A 14,363-nucleotide genomic window follows, 5' to 3' on the forward strand; every position below is an offset into this window, starting at 1 on the left:
GCTCAGGCGAGGTGACCACCGATCTTGGTGTAGCCGCGCAGCAGGTCCCGGGAGATGATCAGCCGCTGCATCTCGTCGGTGCCCTCGAAGATCCGGTAGAGCCGGACCTGCCGGTACCACCGCTCGATGGGCAGCTCCCGGGTGTAGCCCATGCCGCCGTGGATCTGGAGCACCCGGTCGACCACCCGGTTGACCATGCCGGCGCCGTAGAGCTTGCCCATCGACGACGCGTGCCGGGGATCCAGGCCCTGATCGACGGTCCACGCCGAACGCAGCACCAGCCACCGGGCCGCCTCCAGTTCGGTCTCCGAGTCGGCGATCATCCACTGGATGGCCTGGTTGGTGCCGATCTTCGCGCCGAACGTCTCCCGGGTGTTGGCGTAGTCGATCGCCATCTGCAGCACCCGCTCGGCGATGCCGATGGCGTGCGACGGGATGGTGTAGCGGCCCTTGCCGATCCACTCCATGCCCAGCGTGAAACCCTGCCCGATCTCGCCGAGGATGTTGCGGTGCGGCACGCGGACGCCGTCGAAGATGAGCGACGCGGGGCCGCCCTCGCCCATGGTCTGGATGAACTCCGAGCGCCAACCCATCGTCCGGTCGACCAGGAAGGCGGTGGCCCCACCGTTGCGGGCGCCCTTGTCCCGGTCGGTCACCGCGACCACGATGGCGAAGTCCGCGTCGTGCCCGCCGGTGATGAAGGTCTTCTCGCCGTCCAGGACCCAGTCGTCGCCGTCGCGGCGCGCCGAGAGCCGGATGTTCGCGGCGTCCGAGCCCGCACCCGGCTCGGTGATCGCGAAGCAGGAGCGTCGCTCGCCCTCGATGGTCGGGATGAGGAACTCCCGCTTCTGCTCCTCGCTGGCGTGGAACAGGATGTTGTCGGCCTCGCCGCCGAAGCGGAACGGCACGAACGTGCGGCCCAGCTCCGTCCAGATCAACGACTGGAGTACGGCCGGCAGGTTCATGCCGCCGTACTCCTCGGGGGTGGCCAGGCCCCAGAAGCCGAACTTGCGGGCCTTGAGCTGCAGTTCGCGCACCTCGGAGTGGTCCAGGCCCGGCTGGTGCGCCCGCTCCCGGCGGAGCACCTCGGCTTCCAGGGGCATCACCTCGCGGCTTATGAACGACCGGACGGTGTCCCGCACCGCCCGCTCCTCGTCGGTCAGCGAAAAGTCCACGGTGGTCCTCCTGGCGTCGGAGCTGCCGGTCACCATTAAACTAGCGGTGCAAGTTTTGCCGCGTCCAGACCCCCACCGCCGAGACCCGCGAGGAGCGCAGTGCCCCGACCCCGCCAGCCCCGGCTCACCCGGCAGCTGATCGTCGAGACAGCCACCGCGCTCATCGACGCCGAGGGCCTGCCCGCCTTCTCCACCCGCCGGCTCGCCGCCGAGTTGGGCGTTCGCGGCCCCTCGCTCTACAACCACTTCGCCACCAAGGACGAGATCCTCGACGCCGTCGCCGACACGGTCACCGGCGCCGTCGACACCAGCGGCTTCGCCAGCCGGGACTGGGCCGCCGCGCTGCGCGACTGGGCCTGGTCGTACCGGCGGGCGCTCACCGCGCACCCGAACATCGTGCCGTACCTGGCGCAGGGGCCGGGCCGCCGACCAGCCGCCCTCGCCATGGCCGACGCCGTCTACGGCGGACTGGTACGCGCCGGCTGGCCGCCCGCCCGCGCCACCCACATCGGCGCCGCGCTGCGCTACTTCGTGGCCGGGTCGGCGCTCGGCTCGTTCGCCCGCGGCTTCGTCGAGGACCCCGAGTTGTACGCCGCGCACTACCCGCACCTGCGGCAGGCGCACCGGCTCGCCGAGCACCAGCAGAGCGTGGACGAGGGCGCCTTCGCCCTCGGCCTGGACGCGCTGCTGCACGGTCTGGCCGCCGAGTACGCCCGCAGCGTCGGCACGGTGGAGTCCGGGCGGCCCAAGGGGTAGCGTCCAAACTCCCAGCGCTAGTTTCATCGCCCCGTCGCGACTCCGTCGCCATCGCCGGTCGCGACCCCGTCGCCATCGCCCGTCGACCACCCCCCGAAGGGACGCCATGGACCTCGCCGCTCCGCCGTCGCAGCTGCCCGACACCCTGCGCCTCCGACGTCACCTGCACATCGGCGGCGAGTGGACCTCTCCCGCCACCACCGACCTGCTCGAGGTGGAGAATCCGAGCACCGGCGAGCCGATCGGGCAGGTGCCGGCCGGCACCCCGGCCGACATCGATCGCGCCGTCGCCGCGGCCCGCGCCGCCTTCCCCCGCTGGGCGGCCACCGCTCCCGGCGAGCGTGCCGCCCACCTCGACCGGCTGCACAATGCGCTCGCCGCCCGCGCCGACGACCTCACCCGCACCATCGCCGTGGAGTTGGGCTCGCCGCTCAGGTTCGCCACCCGCGTGCAGGTCGGGCTGCCGTTGACCGTGCTGCGCGACCACGTCGCGCTCGCCGCCCGACCACCCGTCGAGGAGAGCATCGGCAACTCCCTCGTCGTCCGCGAGCCGATCGGCGTGGTCGGCGCGATCACCCCGTGGAACTATCCGCTGCACCAGGTGCTGGCCAAGCTGGCGCCCGCGCTGGCCGCCGGCTGCACGGTGGTCCTCAAGCCCAGTGAGTTGACCCCGTTGACCGCGTACCTGCTGTTCGACGCCGTCACCGAGGCCGGCTTGCCGCCGGGGGTGCTCAACCTGGTCCCCGGCACCGGACCGGTGGTCGGCGAGGCCCTGGCCGGGCACCCCGACGTCGATCTGGTCTCGTTCACCGGCTCCACCGCCACCGGCGCGCGGATCATGCGGGTCGCCGCCGACCGGATCGCCCGGGTCGCGCTGGAGCTGGGCGGCAAGTCCGCGAACGTGATCCTCCGCGACGCCGACCTGGCCAGCGCGGTCAAGGTGGGCGTCGGCAACGCCCTGCTCAACTCCGGGCAGACCTGCACCGCGTGGACCCGGATGCTGGTGCACCGCGACCGGTACGCCGAAGCACTCGACCTGGTCGCCGCGGCGGTGGCCGGCTACCGGCTCGGCGATCCGTTCGATCCGGCCACGCGGCTCGGCCCGCTGGTCTCCGCCGCCCAGGTCGAGCGGGTCCGTGGCCACGTCGACCGGGCGCTCGCCGACGGCGCCCGGCTGGTCGCCGGCGGCCCGGACGTGCCGGTGCCGGCCCAGGGGCACTTCGTCGCCCCGACCGTCTTCGCCGACGTGCACCCGGACAGCGCGCTCGCCCAGGAGGAGGTCTTCGGCCCGGTCCTCGCCGTCCTCCCGTTCGACGACACCGACGAGGCGGTCGCCATCGCCAACAACTCGCGGTACGGGCTGGCCGGCGCGGTCTGGTCCGCCGACACCGAGGCGGCGCTCGCGGTGGCCCGGCGGCTGCGGACCGGCGCGGTCGACATCAACGGCGCCCCGTTCAATCCGCTCGCCCCGTTCGGCGGTTACAAGCAGTCCGGCCTGGGCCGGGAGTTGGGCGTGCACGGGCTCGCCGAGTTCTGCGAGCTGAAGGCGATCCAGCGATGAGCGCCCCCGAGCCGTCCCCGGCCGCCCCGGGCGGTGGCGAGTCAGTCACCGTCCGCGCGCTCGTCGCACGCGGGGCCGGCGCCGAGCTGCGCGTCGAGCGGATCCGCCTGCCCGCGCCCGGTCCCGGCGAGGTGCGGGTGACGATCCGAGCCGCCGGCGTCTGCCACTCCGACCTGTCCATGGTGAACGGCACCATCGCCGCGAGGTTCCCGCTGGCGCTCGGGCACGAGGCGACCGGCGTGATCGCCGAGGTCGGGCCGGGCAGCGCCCTGCGGGTCGGCACCCCGGTCGTGCTCAACTGGGCACCGGCCTGTCGGGCCTGCTGGTGGTGCCGCAACGGCGAGCCGTGGCTCTGCGCCGACACCACCGCCCCGACCGTGCCGCGCGGCGAAACCGACGACGGCCTCCCGCTGCACCTGACCCTCGGCCTCGGCGCGCTCGCCGAGGCGGTGGTGGTGCCCGAGAACGCCGTCATCCCGATCCCGGCTGGCCTGCCGCCGGAGCGGGCCGCGTTGCTCGGCTGCGCGGTGCTCACCGGTGTCGGCGCGGTCCACAACACCGCCCGGGTCGCGCCCGGCCAGTCGGTTGCGGTGATCGGGCTCGGCGGGGTCGGGCTCGCCGTGCTCACCGCCGCCCGCCAGGCCGGCGCCACGACGATCCTCGCGGTCGACGTCGCCGAGGCCAAACGGGACCTGGCGCTCGCCGCCGGGGCGACCGACTTCCTGCTCTCCGACGACCGGCTCTCCAAGGAGGTACGGGCGCGCACCGAGGGCCGGGGCGTCGACCACGCCTTCGAGTGCGTCGGCCGCGCCGCCACCATCCGCGCCGCCTGGCGGCTGACGCGGCGCGGGGGAGTGGTGACAGTGGTCGGCATGGGCGCCAAGGACGACATGGTCAGCCTCGGCGCGCTCGACATCTTCCACTCCGCCCGCACCCTGCGCTCCTCGGTGTACGGCTCGTCCGACCCGGAGCGGGAGGTGCCGGCGCTGGCTGCCAAGCTGGCCGACGGTGCGCTGGATCTGCGCGTGCTGGTCAGCGGCACAGTCCCGCTGGACGACGCGCCCACGGCATTCGCCCGGCTGGCCCGGGGCGAGGGCGCCCGCTGGGTGGTCACCCTGGATTGAGCCGAACGGGTTGGTTGGCGCTCTGCTCCGCCCACGCGCCTCAGCAGGACGTGCGGTGTCGGCGGCAGGACGGATGCGGCAAGTGACCAAGGGTTGACAGGTGGACGCCAGGTGCGGCAACCTGGCGGCCGACCACGCTCTTCGGCGTGGGCACATCGCATGAGGGAATGACGCCTGTGATCCAGGTAGGCCGAGCGGCCGCCTGAGTGTTGACCCCGCGACGGATGAGCGTCGCGCTGTTCGGTCATGGTCAAGCGGTCCAACGCATCTTCCGTTCACCGCAGCTTCTCTCATGCCGTGAGGTTCACGTTGACCATGGATGTGCGCATCCAACAGTCCGTTGTCGCCAACCTGTCCCGCCGACCCACGCCCGTAGAGGTGGGGCCGTTCGTGCTGGGGATGGATCCGACAACGAGCAGTCCCCACATCAATTACGCGACGCCGCGCCCCGGTGCGGCCATCACCGGGGCCGACGTCGCCTCCCTGGTCGCCGCCTTCCGCGCGGCTGATCGCCGACCCCGCCTGGAATACGTCATCAGTTGCGCGCCCGGTCTGGAGGCACTCCTGGCCACCGCCGGCTTCGTCGTGGAAGCCCGGCACATCTACCTGCTCTGTGTGCCGGGTGCGGTGCGGACACCACCCGCGCTCGACCACCTCGACCTGTCCGAACCGGACACCGACGTTCAGCGCGCCGCGCTGATCGGCGCGCAGAACGAAGCCTTCGGCGGTGACCCGGTGGCCTCTGCGGCCGACGTCGCTCGGCTCCGGCGCCAGCAGGGGGCCGGTGGTGTGGCCGTCATCGCCGTCACTGAGGGCGGCACCTGTGCCGGGGGTGGCGGAGCGGCCCCGCCCAGCGCTGCGGTGAGCGAGGTGTCCGGCATCGCCGTTCGCACGCCCTACCGTCGTCGGGGTGTGGCGGGCGCGATCACCGCCGACATCACCCGGCGGTTGTTCGCCACGGGCGCGGACGTCGCGTGGCTGGAGGCCTCCGGCGAGGATTCGCGGCGGGCGTACGAGCGCGTCGGCTATCGACCCGCCGGCCAACGGCTGTACATCGCCATGAACTGAGACGGACTGCGGGGAGCCGGCCCACCCGCAGACGGGTGGGCCGGCCGACGGTGACCACCGACGGCCGGACCCCGGCCGCGTTGGAGATCCCGCGTCCGCCGGCGCATCACCTGAGCGCCCTGACCATCGCCGGCTGGCGCCCGGCGGTGGAATGGTGGGGCTGCGACTGGGCCGCGCCATGATCGGGCGGCTCAGTCCCGGACGCTCGTCACATCCGCGCCCGCAGCACGTCGACCTCGCAGCCCGGCGACGAGGGGTCGAAGCCGTGCTGGGCGAGCCAGCGGATCGCCAGCAGGCTGCGCATCGACCACCACGCCCGGATCACGTCGAGGTCGACGTCGACGCCGTAGCCGGCCACGACGTCGTCGAGGTGCTCCTCGTGCCCGAGCGTCAACGTGGCGAGGTCGAAGAGGGCGTCGCCCCGGCACGCCTCGGACCAGTCGAGCACGCCGGTGAGCTCGTCACCGTCGACGAACACGTGGGCGATCTGCAGGTCGCCGTGCGTGAACACCGGTGTCCACGGCCGGAGCGCGGCCTCGGCGACGTGGCGGTTGCGGGTGACCAGGTCGGTGGGGAGGACGCCGTTGCTGACGAGCCACTCGCATTCGACGTCGAGCCGCGTGGCCAGCTCATCGAGGCCCTGACCGGGCCAGGGCGGCAGCGGCGCGTCGTGCAGCGTACGAGCGGCGGCGCCGGCCGCGGCCCATGCCCCCGGCGACGCGGTCGACGGCTCGCCGAGGCGACCGAGGGCGGTTCCGGGCAGGGCGGCGAGCGCGAGTACCGGCGGCCGGTGCCAGAGGACCGCGGGAGTCGGGACCGGTGCGATCGCCATCGCCTCGACCTCGACGTCGGCGCGTACCGGGTCGGCGTCGATCTTCAGGAACGTGTCGCCGACGCGCAGGGTCGCGCGTTCGCGATGGGCGACGACGACTTCGACTTCCTGCACGGCAGGCATTATCGCGACCCGACCACTGGTACCCCAGGGGTTTGTCGGCGACGAGGGGCGTGCCTGGCCCGGTGCCCTGGGCTGGCTCCGAACGGGCCAACCCTGGGCATCCGGGCGACAAAAGCCGGGCGACAGATCAGAAGGGTGGGGCGTCCTCGCCCATCAGCGCCAGCACGACGCCACCCTTGCCGCTCTTGAGGCCCTGGACCACGACTTTGCCGGTGCTGCCGTCGGGCAGCTCCAGGGTGAAGGTCTTGCCGATCGCGTTCTTGGGGCCGTTGCCGGCGCTGTTGGCGGGGCGGAAGTCGCCCGCCCAGGGCGCGATACCGCCCCTCCGGGCCGGCTCGGCGAAGAGCGCGGCGGTGCCGGGGGTCCGGGTGCCGTCTGAGGAAAGGAGCACTGAGGCGCTGCGAAAGGTAGCCATATGCGCCAAGGCTAACCCGGACCGTGCCGGTTCGGGGCACCACAGCTGCCCGGAACGGCGATTCGGTCGCCGCCCCTTGCGAGTGGAGCAATACCTAGCAGTACGATGCATCGTACTGCTAGGGTTAGGGGTGGGAGGCTTCATGAAAGTCGCCAAGGATCTGGTCGCCGCCTCGGCGACACCGATGGTGCTCGGCATCCTGGCCGAGGGCGAGAGCTACGGATACGCCATCCTCCGGCGGATCAACGAGCTGTCCGGGGGAGAGCTGGACTGGACCGAGGGGCTGCTCTACCCGTTGCTGCACCGGCTCGAACGGCTCGCCTATCTGGAGTCGAGCTGGCAGGCGGTCGCCGGTGAGCGCAGGCGCAAGTACTACCGCATCACCGACCGGGGCCTGGCCGAGCTGGCCGAGCAGCGCCGGCAGTGGGACACCGTCGTGGGCGCGCTCAGGGAGATCTGGCACGACCGCGCGCCACTGACGGCGTACCCGCTGGAGGGCCTCGCATGACGACGCACGGTGGGCCGGAGGAGCTGGAAGAGCAGTTCGCGCAGTGGCGCCGGTACGTGCTGCGCCGCAGGGAGCTGCAGGCGGTGGACGCGGACGAGCTGGAAGACCACCTTCGGGGCTCCGTCGACGAGCTCGTTGCCGCCGGCCTGAGCCCGGACGAGGCGTTCCTGGTCGCGGTGAAACGGATGGGCAGCCTCGACGATCTCTCCCGCGAGTTCGCCCGGGAACATTCGGAACGTCTGTGGAAGCAGTTGGTGCTGGCCGGCGACTCCGGCGGTCCGGTCGCCGGCACGCGCTCCCGCCGGGACCTGTGGGTCATGCTCGGCTGCGGGGCGGGTGCGGTGGTGTCCGTCAAGGCGCCCGCGCTGTTCGGGCTGAGCCTCGACGACGACGGCTCGTTCTACGCGCGCAACGCCACCCTGTTCGCGCTGCCCTGGCTGGCGGCGTTCCTGGCCTGGCGCCGGCAGGCCCGACCGGCGGTGCTCGCGGTGCTGGTGGCGCTGTTCGCGCTCGGCGTCGCGGCGGCCAACGCCTACCCCCTGGCGGACGACTCGCAGTCCGTGGTCGTCACCGGCGTCCACCTGCCCATCGCTCTCTGGCTCGTGGTCGGTCTGGCCTACGTCGCCGACGACTGGCGCTCGTCCCGTCGACGCATGGACTTCATCCGCTTCACCGGCGAGTGGTTCATCTACTTCGTGCTGATGGCCCTCGGCGGCGGGGTGCTCGCCGCGTTCCTGTTCAACACCTTCGCGGCCATCGGCATCGTCCCGGCGGCGTTCATCTCGCAGTGGCTCCTGCCCTGCGGCGCCGCGGCCGCGGTCGTGGTGGCCGGGTGGCTGGTCGAGGCCAAACAGGGTGTCGTGGAGAACATCGCGCCGGTCCTCACCCGACTGTTCACGCCGCTCTTCACGGCCGCCCTGCTCGCCTTCCTCGTCGCGGTGGTCTGGACCAGTCACGGCATCGACGTCGAGCGCGAGGCGCTGATCCTGTTCGACCTTCTGCTGGTCGTGGTGCTGGGGCTGCTGCTCTACTCACTCTCGGCCCGTGATCCGCTGGCCCCGGCCGGAGCGTTCGACAAACTTCAACTCGCGCTCGTGGTCAGTGCGTTGGCCATCGACGTGCTGGTGCTGTTGGAGATCACCGGGCGCATCACCGACGAGTACGGCAGCACGCCCAACCGGGCGGCAGCGCTCGGCGAGAACGTGATCCTGCTGGTCAACCTGGCGTGGTCGGCGTGGCTCCTGCTGACCTTCATCCGCCGGCGCACGCCGTTCACCACGCTCGAACGGTGGCAGACCGGCTACCTGCCGGTGTACGCGGCGTGGGCCTGGATCGTGGTCCTCGTCTTTCCCCCGCTGTTCAGCTACGCCTAGAGCTGGCCATCCGCTTCGGCTGCCCGCCAGGTGGATGAGCTGTCGAGCGGTATACCTCAGGGTCATATTCATGACTCTGAGGTATACCGCTCGCTACCGTATCCGCCGCCAGGGAGGTGACCGACGGTTACCGCCGGCCGCGCCCAGCGCTTCAGGCCGCGAGATGCCCATCAACCATGTGGTTGACAGGTGGCCACACAGATGCTGAACTATCAACCAACCGCTTGGTTGAGGATGGGTGCGGATGACTGAACAGCTCGACCGCCGGCAGGCCCTGGTGCACGCGGCCTTCTCGGCGATCGCCGAGAGCGGCTTCGAGGGGTTCCGGCTGCGACCGATCGCTGCCGCGGCAGGCATCGACCACTCCACCCTGCACCACTACTTCCGGACCAAGGCCGATCTGATCGCCGCGGTGCTCGAGCACGTGACCAGCCAATTTGAGGCCACAATGCACACCGACCTGGAACCCGCCGCCCGGTTGCGGCAACACCTCAGCGAGATCGCCACCGCCGTCGCACAACGGCCCGAGTTGTTCGTCGTACTCGACGAGCTTGATCTTCGCGCTCGACGTGACGCGTCCACCGAGGTCGATATCGAGCGCGACGAACAGGGGTGGCGCGACGCCCTCGCGGCGATCTTCACCGAAGGCATCGCGCACCACGTCTGGTCGGTGAACCTCAACGTCGCCGCCAGCGTCGAGCTGGTGATCGCCACCGTCAAGGGCATCCGGCTGCGTCCCGACAAGGCCGAGTCGGTTGTCAACCAACTGTGCGACCTCTTCGCACCGGAAGGACTCACCCATGATTGACGTCCTCATCGTCGGCGGTGGCATCGGCGGCCTCGCGCTCGCCCAGGGTCTGCGCAAACACGGCCTCGACGCCGCCGTGTACGAGCGTGACCGGCGCCGCGACGACCGAGTGGACCGCTACCGGCTCGCGATCAACCCGGCGGGCAGCCGGTCGCTGCGTGCCTGCCTGCCCGACCGACAGTGGCAGGCGTTCACGGACACCGCGGGCCGCCCCGGCGGCGGCTTCGGCTTCCTGGGCACGGACCTGCGCACGCTGGTCCTCGTCGAGGACGCGCTCATGCATCCCGACGATCCCGACCCGGCGGAACGGGCCTACCCGGTCGACCGACAGACACTGCGCGGCGTCCTCCTCGACGGACTCGACGACGCCGTCCACTACGACAGGACATTCGAACGCTACGAGATCGCCGCCGACGGTCGGCCCACCGCGCACTTCGCCGACGGAACGTCCGTCAGCTGCGACGTCCTGGTCGGCGCCGACGGGATCAACTCCCGGGTGCGCGCGCAGTACCTGCCGACCGCCACCCAGCGCGACACCGGCGCGGTGGGCGTCGGGCTCAAGTTGCCGCTGAACGACGACACCCGAGCCTGGTTACCCGCCCGGCTGGCGGACGGCATGAACCTCGTCCTGACCGGTGCGCCGTACTTCCTGTTCACCTCCGTGTTCGAACGCCAGCAGCCGGTCGGGGACGACTATCTGCTCTGCGCGTTCGTCGGCCGCAATGAACTGTTCCCCTCGCGTCCGGAGCGCCTCGACGGCGCGCAGTTGAAGACCTACGTCGCCGGGCTGATCACGGACTGGCACCCCGCGCTCCGCCGACTGATCGACGAGTGTCCACCAGAGGACGTGAGCGCGTTTCCGTTCCAGGCGTCCGACCGCCCGGTGCCCTGGGCGCCGTCGCGGGTCACCGTGCTCGGCGACGCCGTGCACGGCATGCCGCCGGCCGGCGGTAACGGCGCCAACACCGCACTGCGCGACTCCGCCCTGCTCACCCGCCAGTTGTCCCTGGCCGGCACCGGCCGCCTGCCGCTGCTGGACGCGATCGGCGAGTACGAGACCGAGATGCGCGAGTACGGATTCCAAGCCGTCGACCTGGCCCTGCGGACCCTCCACCAGGGCATGATGAGCAACCCGCTGAACGTGGGCCTGACCCGTCGCTGGTTCAGCCTCTGCGACATCGTGCCACCGCTGCGCCGGATGACCTTCGGCGCGAGCTGGGCCAAGGTCAGCGCTCCCCGCCCCTGGGAGCGGGCCGCCGCGCGCTGACGAGCCGATCCGCTCGGCGTCGGTCACTTGCCGGTGACGATGCCCGGGTTGATGCACAGACCCGGGTTGGCGCCGTTCTTCTCGGCGATCTCCAGGCAACGGGTCACCTTGTCGACCTTCGCGTTGGTCTCGGTGATCTGCTTGGAGATCTCGGCGTTCTTGCGGTCCTGCTCCAGGTTGCGGGTCTGGGCCAGCTTGTCCTGGAACGCCTTGATGTTGCCCTCGGTCTTGTCGTCGTGGTTCACCCGGGTGATCGTCACCGAGAGGATGTCCACGTCGGTGGTGAGCCGGGTCTCCGCGCTGGTCTTGATGTTCGCCGCGAACGGCTTCAGGTCGACGTTGAGGTCGCCGGTCTGGGCGTCGATCTTCTCGAGGGGGTTGTACGCGGCGAAGGCGTCGTTGACCGCGCTGTCCAACTGCACTCCCACCCGCTGGTTGCGGAAGCTGCCGAAGTCGCCCTTGTAGTCCATGAACTGCTTCGGCGCGTTCTCCGGCTTGACCTGCCACTCGATGAGGACCTCGACGCAGGCGTCGGCGAGCGTGCCGGTGCGGACCCGTACGCAGTTGTTGCCGCCGATGTGGTCGTACTTCTGCCGGCCGGCGTCCCACTCGCCGACCTTCTGCCAGGGCGCCACCCACTTCAGGCCGGAACCGGTCACCTCGCCGGTGGGCTTGCCGAAGCTGGTGACGATGCCGACCGAGCGGATGGGCACCGAGTGGGCGCTGGAGGTGATCCCGACCAGCAGGGTGAGGGCCAGGAAGCCGAGGGCCGCGAGAGCGGCCACCCGCTTCAGCGGCCGCGCGCGGGTGACGAGGGCCAGGACGGCGCTGACCGCCAGGGCGGCGGCGAAGACGATCGCCGTGGTGAAGCCGACAGGCATGGGTGGGGACCTTCCGCGGGGCTGAGTAGATCATCAACCTAGGAGGTCCGGTCAAGGTCGCCGCCGGTGATTCCCGCGCCGGCGCATCCACGGCGCGCCGTTTCAGCGAACCCCCGGGTAGGGAATGTCTATCCGGGGGTACGTCTGGTGCTGACCGAGCCGATGCCGGCGGGGACCGTGGAGATCGCGTACAAGCAGGTCTCGCTGGCTGCCGAGGACCTGGACGGCAACGCCGTCGCCACGCTGGTGCTGGAGGTGGCCGAGGACTGGGGCGTGCCGGCGCTCTGGGAGCAGGTCTGTCGTCCGATGCTGGCCCGGCTGCGGGGACGTACCGCCGCCGAGGTCGCCGTCGAACACGCCCTCTCCGAGGGCGTCCGGGTCGGGTTGGACGTGTACCGCCGGGAGCCGGGCCGGTCACTGCCCACCGGCGGGGTGCTGCTGGCCGGCGCCGAGAAGGAGGCGCACTGCCTGGGTCTGCACGCGCTCGCCGCCGCGCTGCGCGAGCAGGGGCGCGGGTGTCTGCACCTGGGTCCCGCGCTGCCCTGGTCGGCGCTGACCAGCGCGGTGTACCGGGCCCGCCCGCACACGGTCGTGCTCTGGTCGCAGACGCCGGTCACCGGCCGCGCGTACCGTCTGGTGCGCTTTGCCCGGGACTTCCCACGCCTGCGGGTGTACGGCGCGGGACCGGGTTGGATCGAGCCGCTCACCGCGCCGGCGGCGCATCTCGACTCGCTGCCGACCGCCGTCGCCGCCTGCCTGGCCGTCGCTACCCGGCGTGATGCCCACCACATACGATACGGATCGGTACCGTATCGTTAATGCGCGCCGTAGGCTGACCCGCGTTACGAGTCTGACCCGTATCGTATTGCGGCGCGGGACAAGCGTGGGGGGAAAACCAGGCATGGAGCTGCACAACAACACCGGCCACCCGAGGAGGTGGGCGATCCTGGGGGTGCTGGTGATCAGCCTCCTCGTGGTCGTCCTCGACAACACGATCCTGAACGTCGCCCTGCGCACCCTGGCCGACCCGGTGCACGGCCTCGGTGCCAGCCAGGGCGAGCTGGAGTGGTCCATCAACTCCTACACGCTCGTCTTCGCCGGGCTGCTGTTCACCTTCGGGGTGCTCGGCGACCGCGCCGGCCGCAAGCGCTTCCTGATGATCGGTCTGGTGCTGTTCGGCCTGGCGTCGCTGCTCTCCGCGTACGCCCAGAGTCCCGGCCAGCTCATCGCGGCCCGCGCCCTGATGGGGGTCGGCGGCGCGGCCATCATGCCGGTGACGCTCTCGATCATCTCCAACGTCTTCGACCCGCGCGAGCGTGGCCGGGCCATCGGTGTCTGGGCCGGCGCCGTCGGCCTCGCCGTGGCCATCGGCCCGATCCTCGGCGGCGCGCTGCTGGAGCACTTCTGGTGGGGTTCGGTCTTCCTGATCAACGTGCCGGTGGTCATCGCCGGCGTGGTGCTGGTGGGCCTGCTGGTCCCCGAGTCGCGTGACCCGCGACCGGGCCGGATCGACGTGCTCGGCGTGCTGCTCTCCGTGGTCGGCCTGGTCGCCCTCTCCTACGGCATCATCGACGGCGGTGAGCACGGCTTCGACCGCCCGATCGCCTGGGGTTCGATCCTGATCGGCGTCGCGGTGCTCGCCTGGTTCGTCCAGCACGAGCGGCGCAGCGACCACCCGTCGCTGGACGTCCGGCTGTTCAGGGTGCCCCGCTTCGCCGCGCCGGTCGCCATCGTCGGCCTGGTGTTCTTCGCCGCGATGGGCTCGATGTTCTTCGGCTCGTTCTACCTGCAACTCGTACGCGACTACAGCCCGTTGCAGACCGGTCTGCTCTTCCTGCCCTTCGCCGGCGCCCAGCTGATCTTCGCGCCGCGCAGCGCCGCGATGGTCCGCCGCTACGGCGGTAAGGCCGTCGCCACCGTCGGGCTGGCGCTGACCGTGGTGTCCCTCGCCGCCTTCGTCTTCATCGGCGCCTCCACCCCGATCTGGATCGTGCTGCTCGTCTTCCTCATCCAGGGCGCGGGAATGGCCAACATCATGCCGCCCGCCACGGAGTCGATCATGTCGGCGCTGCCCCGGGAGAAGGCCGGCGTGGGCTCCGCGGTCAGCAACACCATCCGCCAGGTGGCCGGCGCGCTCGGCGTGGCCGTCCTCGGCTCGGTCCTCTCCGCGGTCTACCGCAGCGACATCGGTGACGCGCTGACCGGTCTGCCCACGCAGGCCCGCGACGCGGCCAACGAGTCGATCTCCGGCGCGTACGCGGCGGCGGGCCAGCTCGGCCCGGCGGGGCCGACGCTGATCTCGGCGGCCAACGACGCCTTCGTCACCGCCATGCACTGGGCGGCCGGGCTCTCCGCGGTGATCGCCGCGCTCGGGATCATCGTGGTGCTGCGCTGGATGCCGGGTCGGGAGGACACCAGCGTCGCCCCGGCGGCTCCGGTTGCCGAGCCCGAGTTGGCCGGTACGGCGTAGGT

General features: G+C 71.4%; 15 protein-coding genes. 11 read left to right on the forward strand and 4 right to left on the reverse strand.

What is annotated here, in order from left to right:
* Positions 1 to 2: 2 nt before the first annotated feature.
* Complete coding sequence (locus AB0C25_RS20435; RefSeq protein WP_357375322.1) at positions 3 to 1,175, reverse strand: acyl-CoA dehydrogenase family protein; 1,173 nt, start codon at positions 1,173 to 1,175, stop codon at positions 3 to 5.
* 99 nt (positions 1,176 to 1,274) lie between these two features.
* Here AB0C25_RS20435 and AB0C25_RS20440 point away from each other — a divergent pair, with 99 nt between their 5' ends.
* The 5 genes from AB0C25_RS20440 to AB0C25_RS20460 all read left to right on the forward strand — a co-directional run bounded on the left by AB0C25_RS20440 (position 1,275) and on the right by AB0C25_RS20460 (position 5,866).
* Positions 1,275 to 1,931, forward strand: a complete 657-nt coding sequence (locus AB0C25_RS20440) for a TetR/AcrR family transcriptional regulator C-terminal domain-containing protein (protein WP_357375324.1) — start codon at positions 1,275 to 1,277, stop codon at positions 1,929 to 1,931.
* A gap of 106 nt (positions 1,932 to 2,037) precedes the next feature.
* Complete coding sequence (locus tag AB0C25_RS20445) at positions 2,038 to 3,492, forward strand: aldehyde dehydrogenase family protein (protein WP_357375326.1); 1,455 nt, start codon at positions 2,038 to 2,040, stop codon at positions 3,490 to 3,492.
* Positions 3,489 to 4,616 (forward strand): zinc-binding dehydrogenase, encoded by a 1,128-nt coding sequence (locus tag AB0C25_RS20450; protein ID WP_357375328.1) that lies wholly within the window; start codon positions 3,489 to 3,491, stop codon positions 4,614 to 4,616. The genes AB0C25_RS20445 and AB0C25_RS20450 overlap by 4 nt, the downstream gene beginning before the upstream one ends.
* Before the next feature lie 297 nt (positions 4,617 to 4,913).
* Complete coding sequence (locus AB0C25_RS20455) at positions 4,914 to 5,684, forward strand: GNAT family N-acetyltransferase (RefSeq protein WP_357375330.1); 771 nt, start codon at positions 4,914 to 4,916, stop codon at positions 5,682 to 5,684.
* A gap of 50 nt (positions 5,685 to 5,734) precedes the next feature.
* Positions 5,735 to 5,866: a hypothetical protein gene (locus AB0C25_RS20460; protein WP_357375332.1), complete on the forward strand. Its 132-nt coding sequence runs from the start codon at positions 5,735 to 5,737 to the stop codon at positions 5,864 to 5,866.
* 26 nt (positions 5,867 to 5,892) lie between these two features.
* On the opposite strand, the gene AB0C25_RS20465 is transcribed toward AB0C25_RS20460, so the two are convergent.
* Positions 5,893 to 6,639: a phosphotransferase gene (locus tag AB0C25_RS20465; protein WP_357375334.1), complete on the reverse strand. Its 747-nt coding sequence runs from the start codon at positions 6,637 to 6,639 to the stop codon at positions 5,893 to 5,895.
* 127 nt (positions 6,640 to 6,766) lie between these two features.
* Positions 6,767 to 7,030, reverse strand: a complete 264-nt coding sequence (locus AB0C25_RS20470) for a hypothetical protein (protein WP_357245283.1) — start codon at positions 7,028 to 7,030, stop codon at positions 6,767 to 6,769.
* Between the two features lie 166 nt (positions 7,031 to 7,196).
* On the opposite strand from AB0C25_RS20470, the gene AB0C25_RS20475 reads away from it, so the two are divergent.
* The 4 genes from AB0C25_RS20475 to AB0C25_RS20490 all read left to right on the forward strand — a co-directional run bounded on the left by AB0C25_RS20475 (position 7,197) and on the right by AB0C25_RS20490 (position 11,010).
* Entirely contained in the window at positions 7,197 to 7,562 is a 366-nt protein-coding gene (locus tag AB0C25_RS20475) for a PadR family transcriptional regulator (RefSeq protein ID WP_357375336.1), read from the forward strand.
* A complete protein-coding gene (locus AB0C25_RS20480) occupies positions 7,559 to 8,935 on the forward strand; it encodes a permease prefix domain 1-containing protein (RefSeq protein ID WP_357375338.1) in 1,377 nt (458 codons plus the stop codon). Before AB0C25_RS20475 ends, AB0C25_RS20480 begins: the two co-directional genes overlap by 4 nt.
* A 244-nt stretch (positions 8,936 to 9,179) precedes the next feature.
* Positions 9,180 to 9,743 carry a TetR/AcrR family transcriptional regulator gene (locus tag AB0C25_RS20485; RefSeq protein WP_357375340.1) on the forward strand — a complete coding sequence of 188 codons (564 nt, stop codon included), beginning with the start codon at positions 9,180 to 9,182 and terminating at the stop codon, positions 9,741 to 9,743.
* Entirely contained in the window at positions 9,736 to 11,010 is a 1,275-nt protein-coding gene (locus AB0C25_RS20490; RefSeq protein ID WP_357375341.1) for an FAD-dependent monooxygenase, read from the forward strand. Before AB0C25_RS20485 ends, AB0C25_RS20490 begins: the two co-directional genes overlap by 8 nt.
* 23 nt (positions 11,011 to 11,033) lie before the next feature.
* Here AB0C25_RS20490 and AB0C25_RS20495 read toward each other — a convergent pair whose 3' ends face one another.
* Positions 11,034 to 11,891, reverse strand: coding sequence for an SPFH domain-containing protein (locus AB0C25_RS20495; RefSeq protein WP_357375342.1), 858 nt, complete (start codon positions 11,889 to 11,891; stop codon positions 11,034 to 11,036).
* A 147-nt stretch (positions 11,892 to 12,038) separates the two neighbouring features.
* Here AB0C25_RS20495 and AB0C25_RS20500 point away from each other — a divergent pair, with 147 nt between their 5' ends.
* Entirely contained in the window at positions 12,039 to 12,710 is a 672-nt protein-coding gene (locus AB0C25_RS20500; protein ID WP_357375343.1) for a transcriptional regulator, read from the forward strand.
* A gap of 82 nt (positions 12,711 to 12,792) precedes the next feature.
* Positions 12,793 to 14,361, forward strand: coding sequence for an MFS transporter (locus AB0C25_RS20505; RefSeq protein WP_357375344.1), 1,569 nt, complete (start codon positions 12,793 to 12,795; stop codon positions 14,359 to 14,361).
* Positions 14,362 to 14,363: the final 2 nt, after the last annotated feature.

This window comes from Micromonospora sp. NPDC048839, from assembly GCF_040649915.1.
Taxonomy (GTDB): Bacteria; Actinomycetota; Actinomycetes; order Mycobacteriales; family Micromonosporaceae; genus Micromonospora.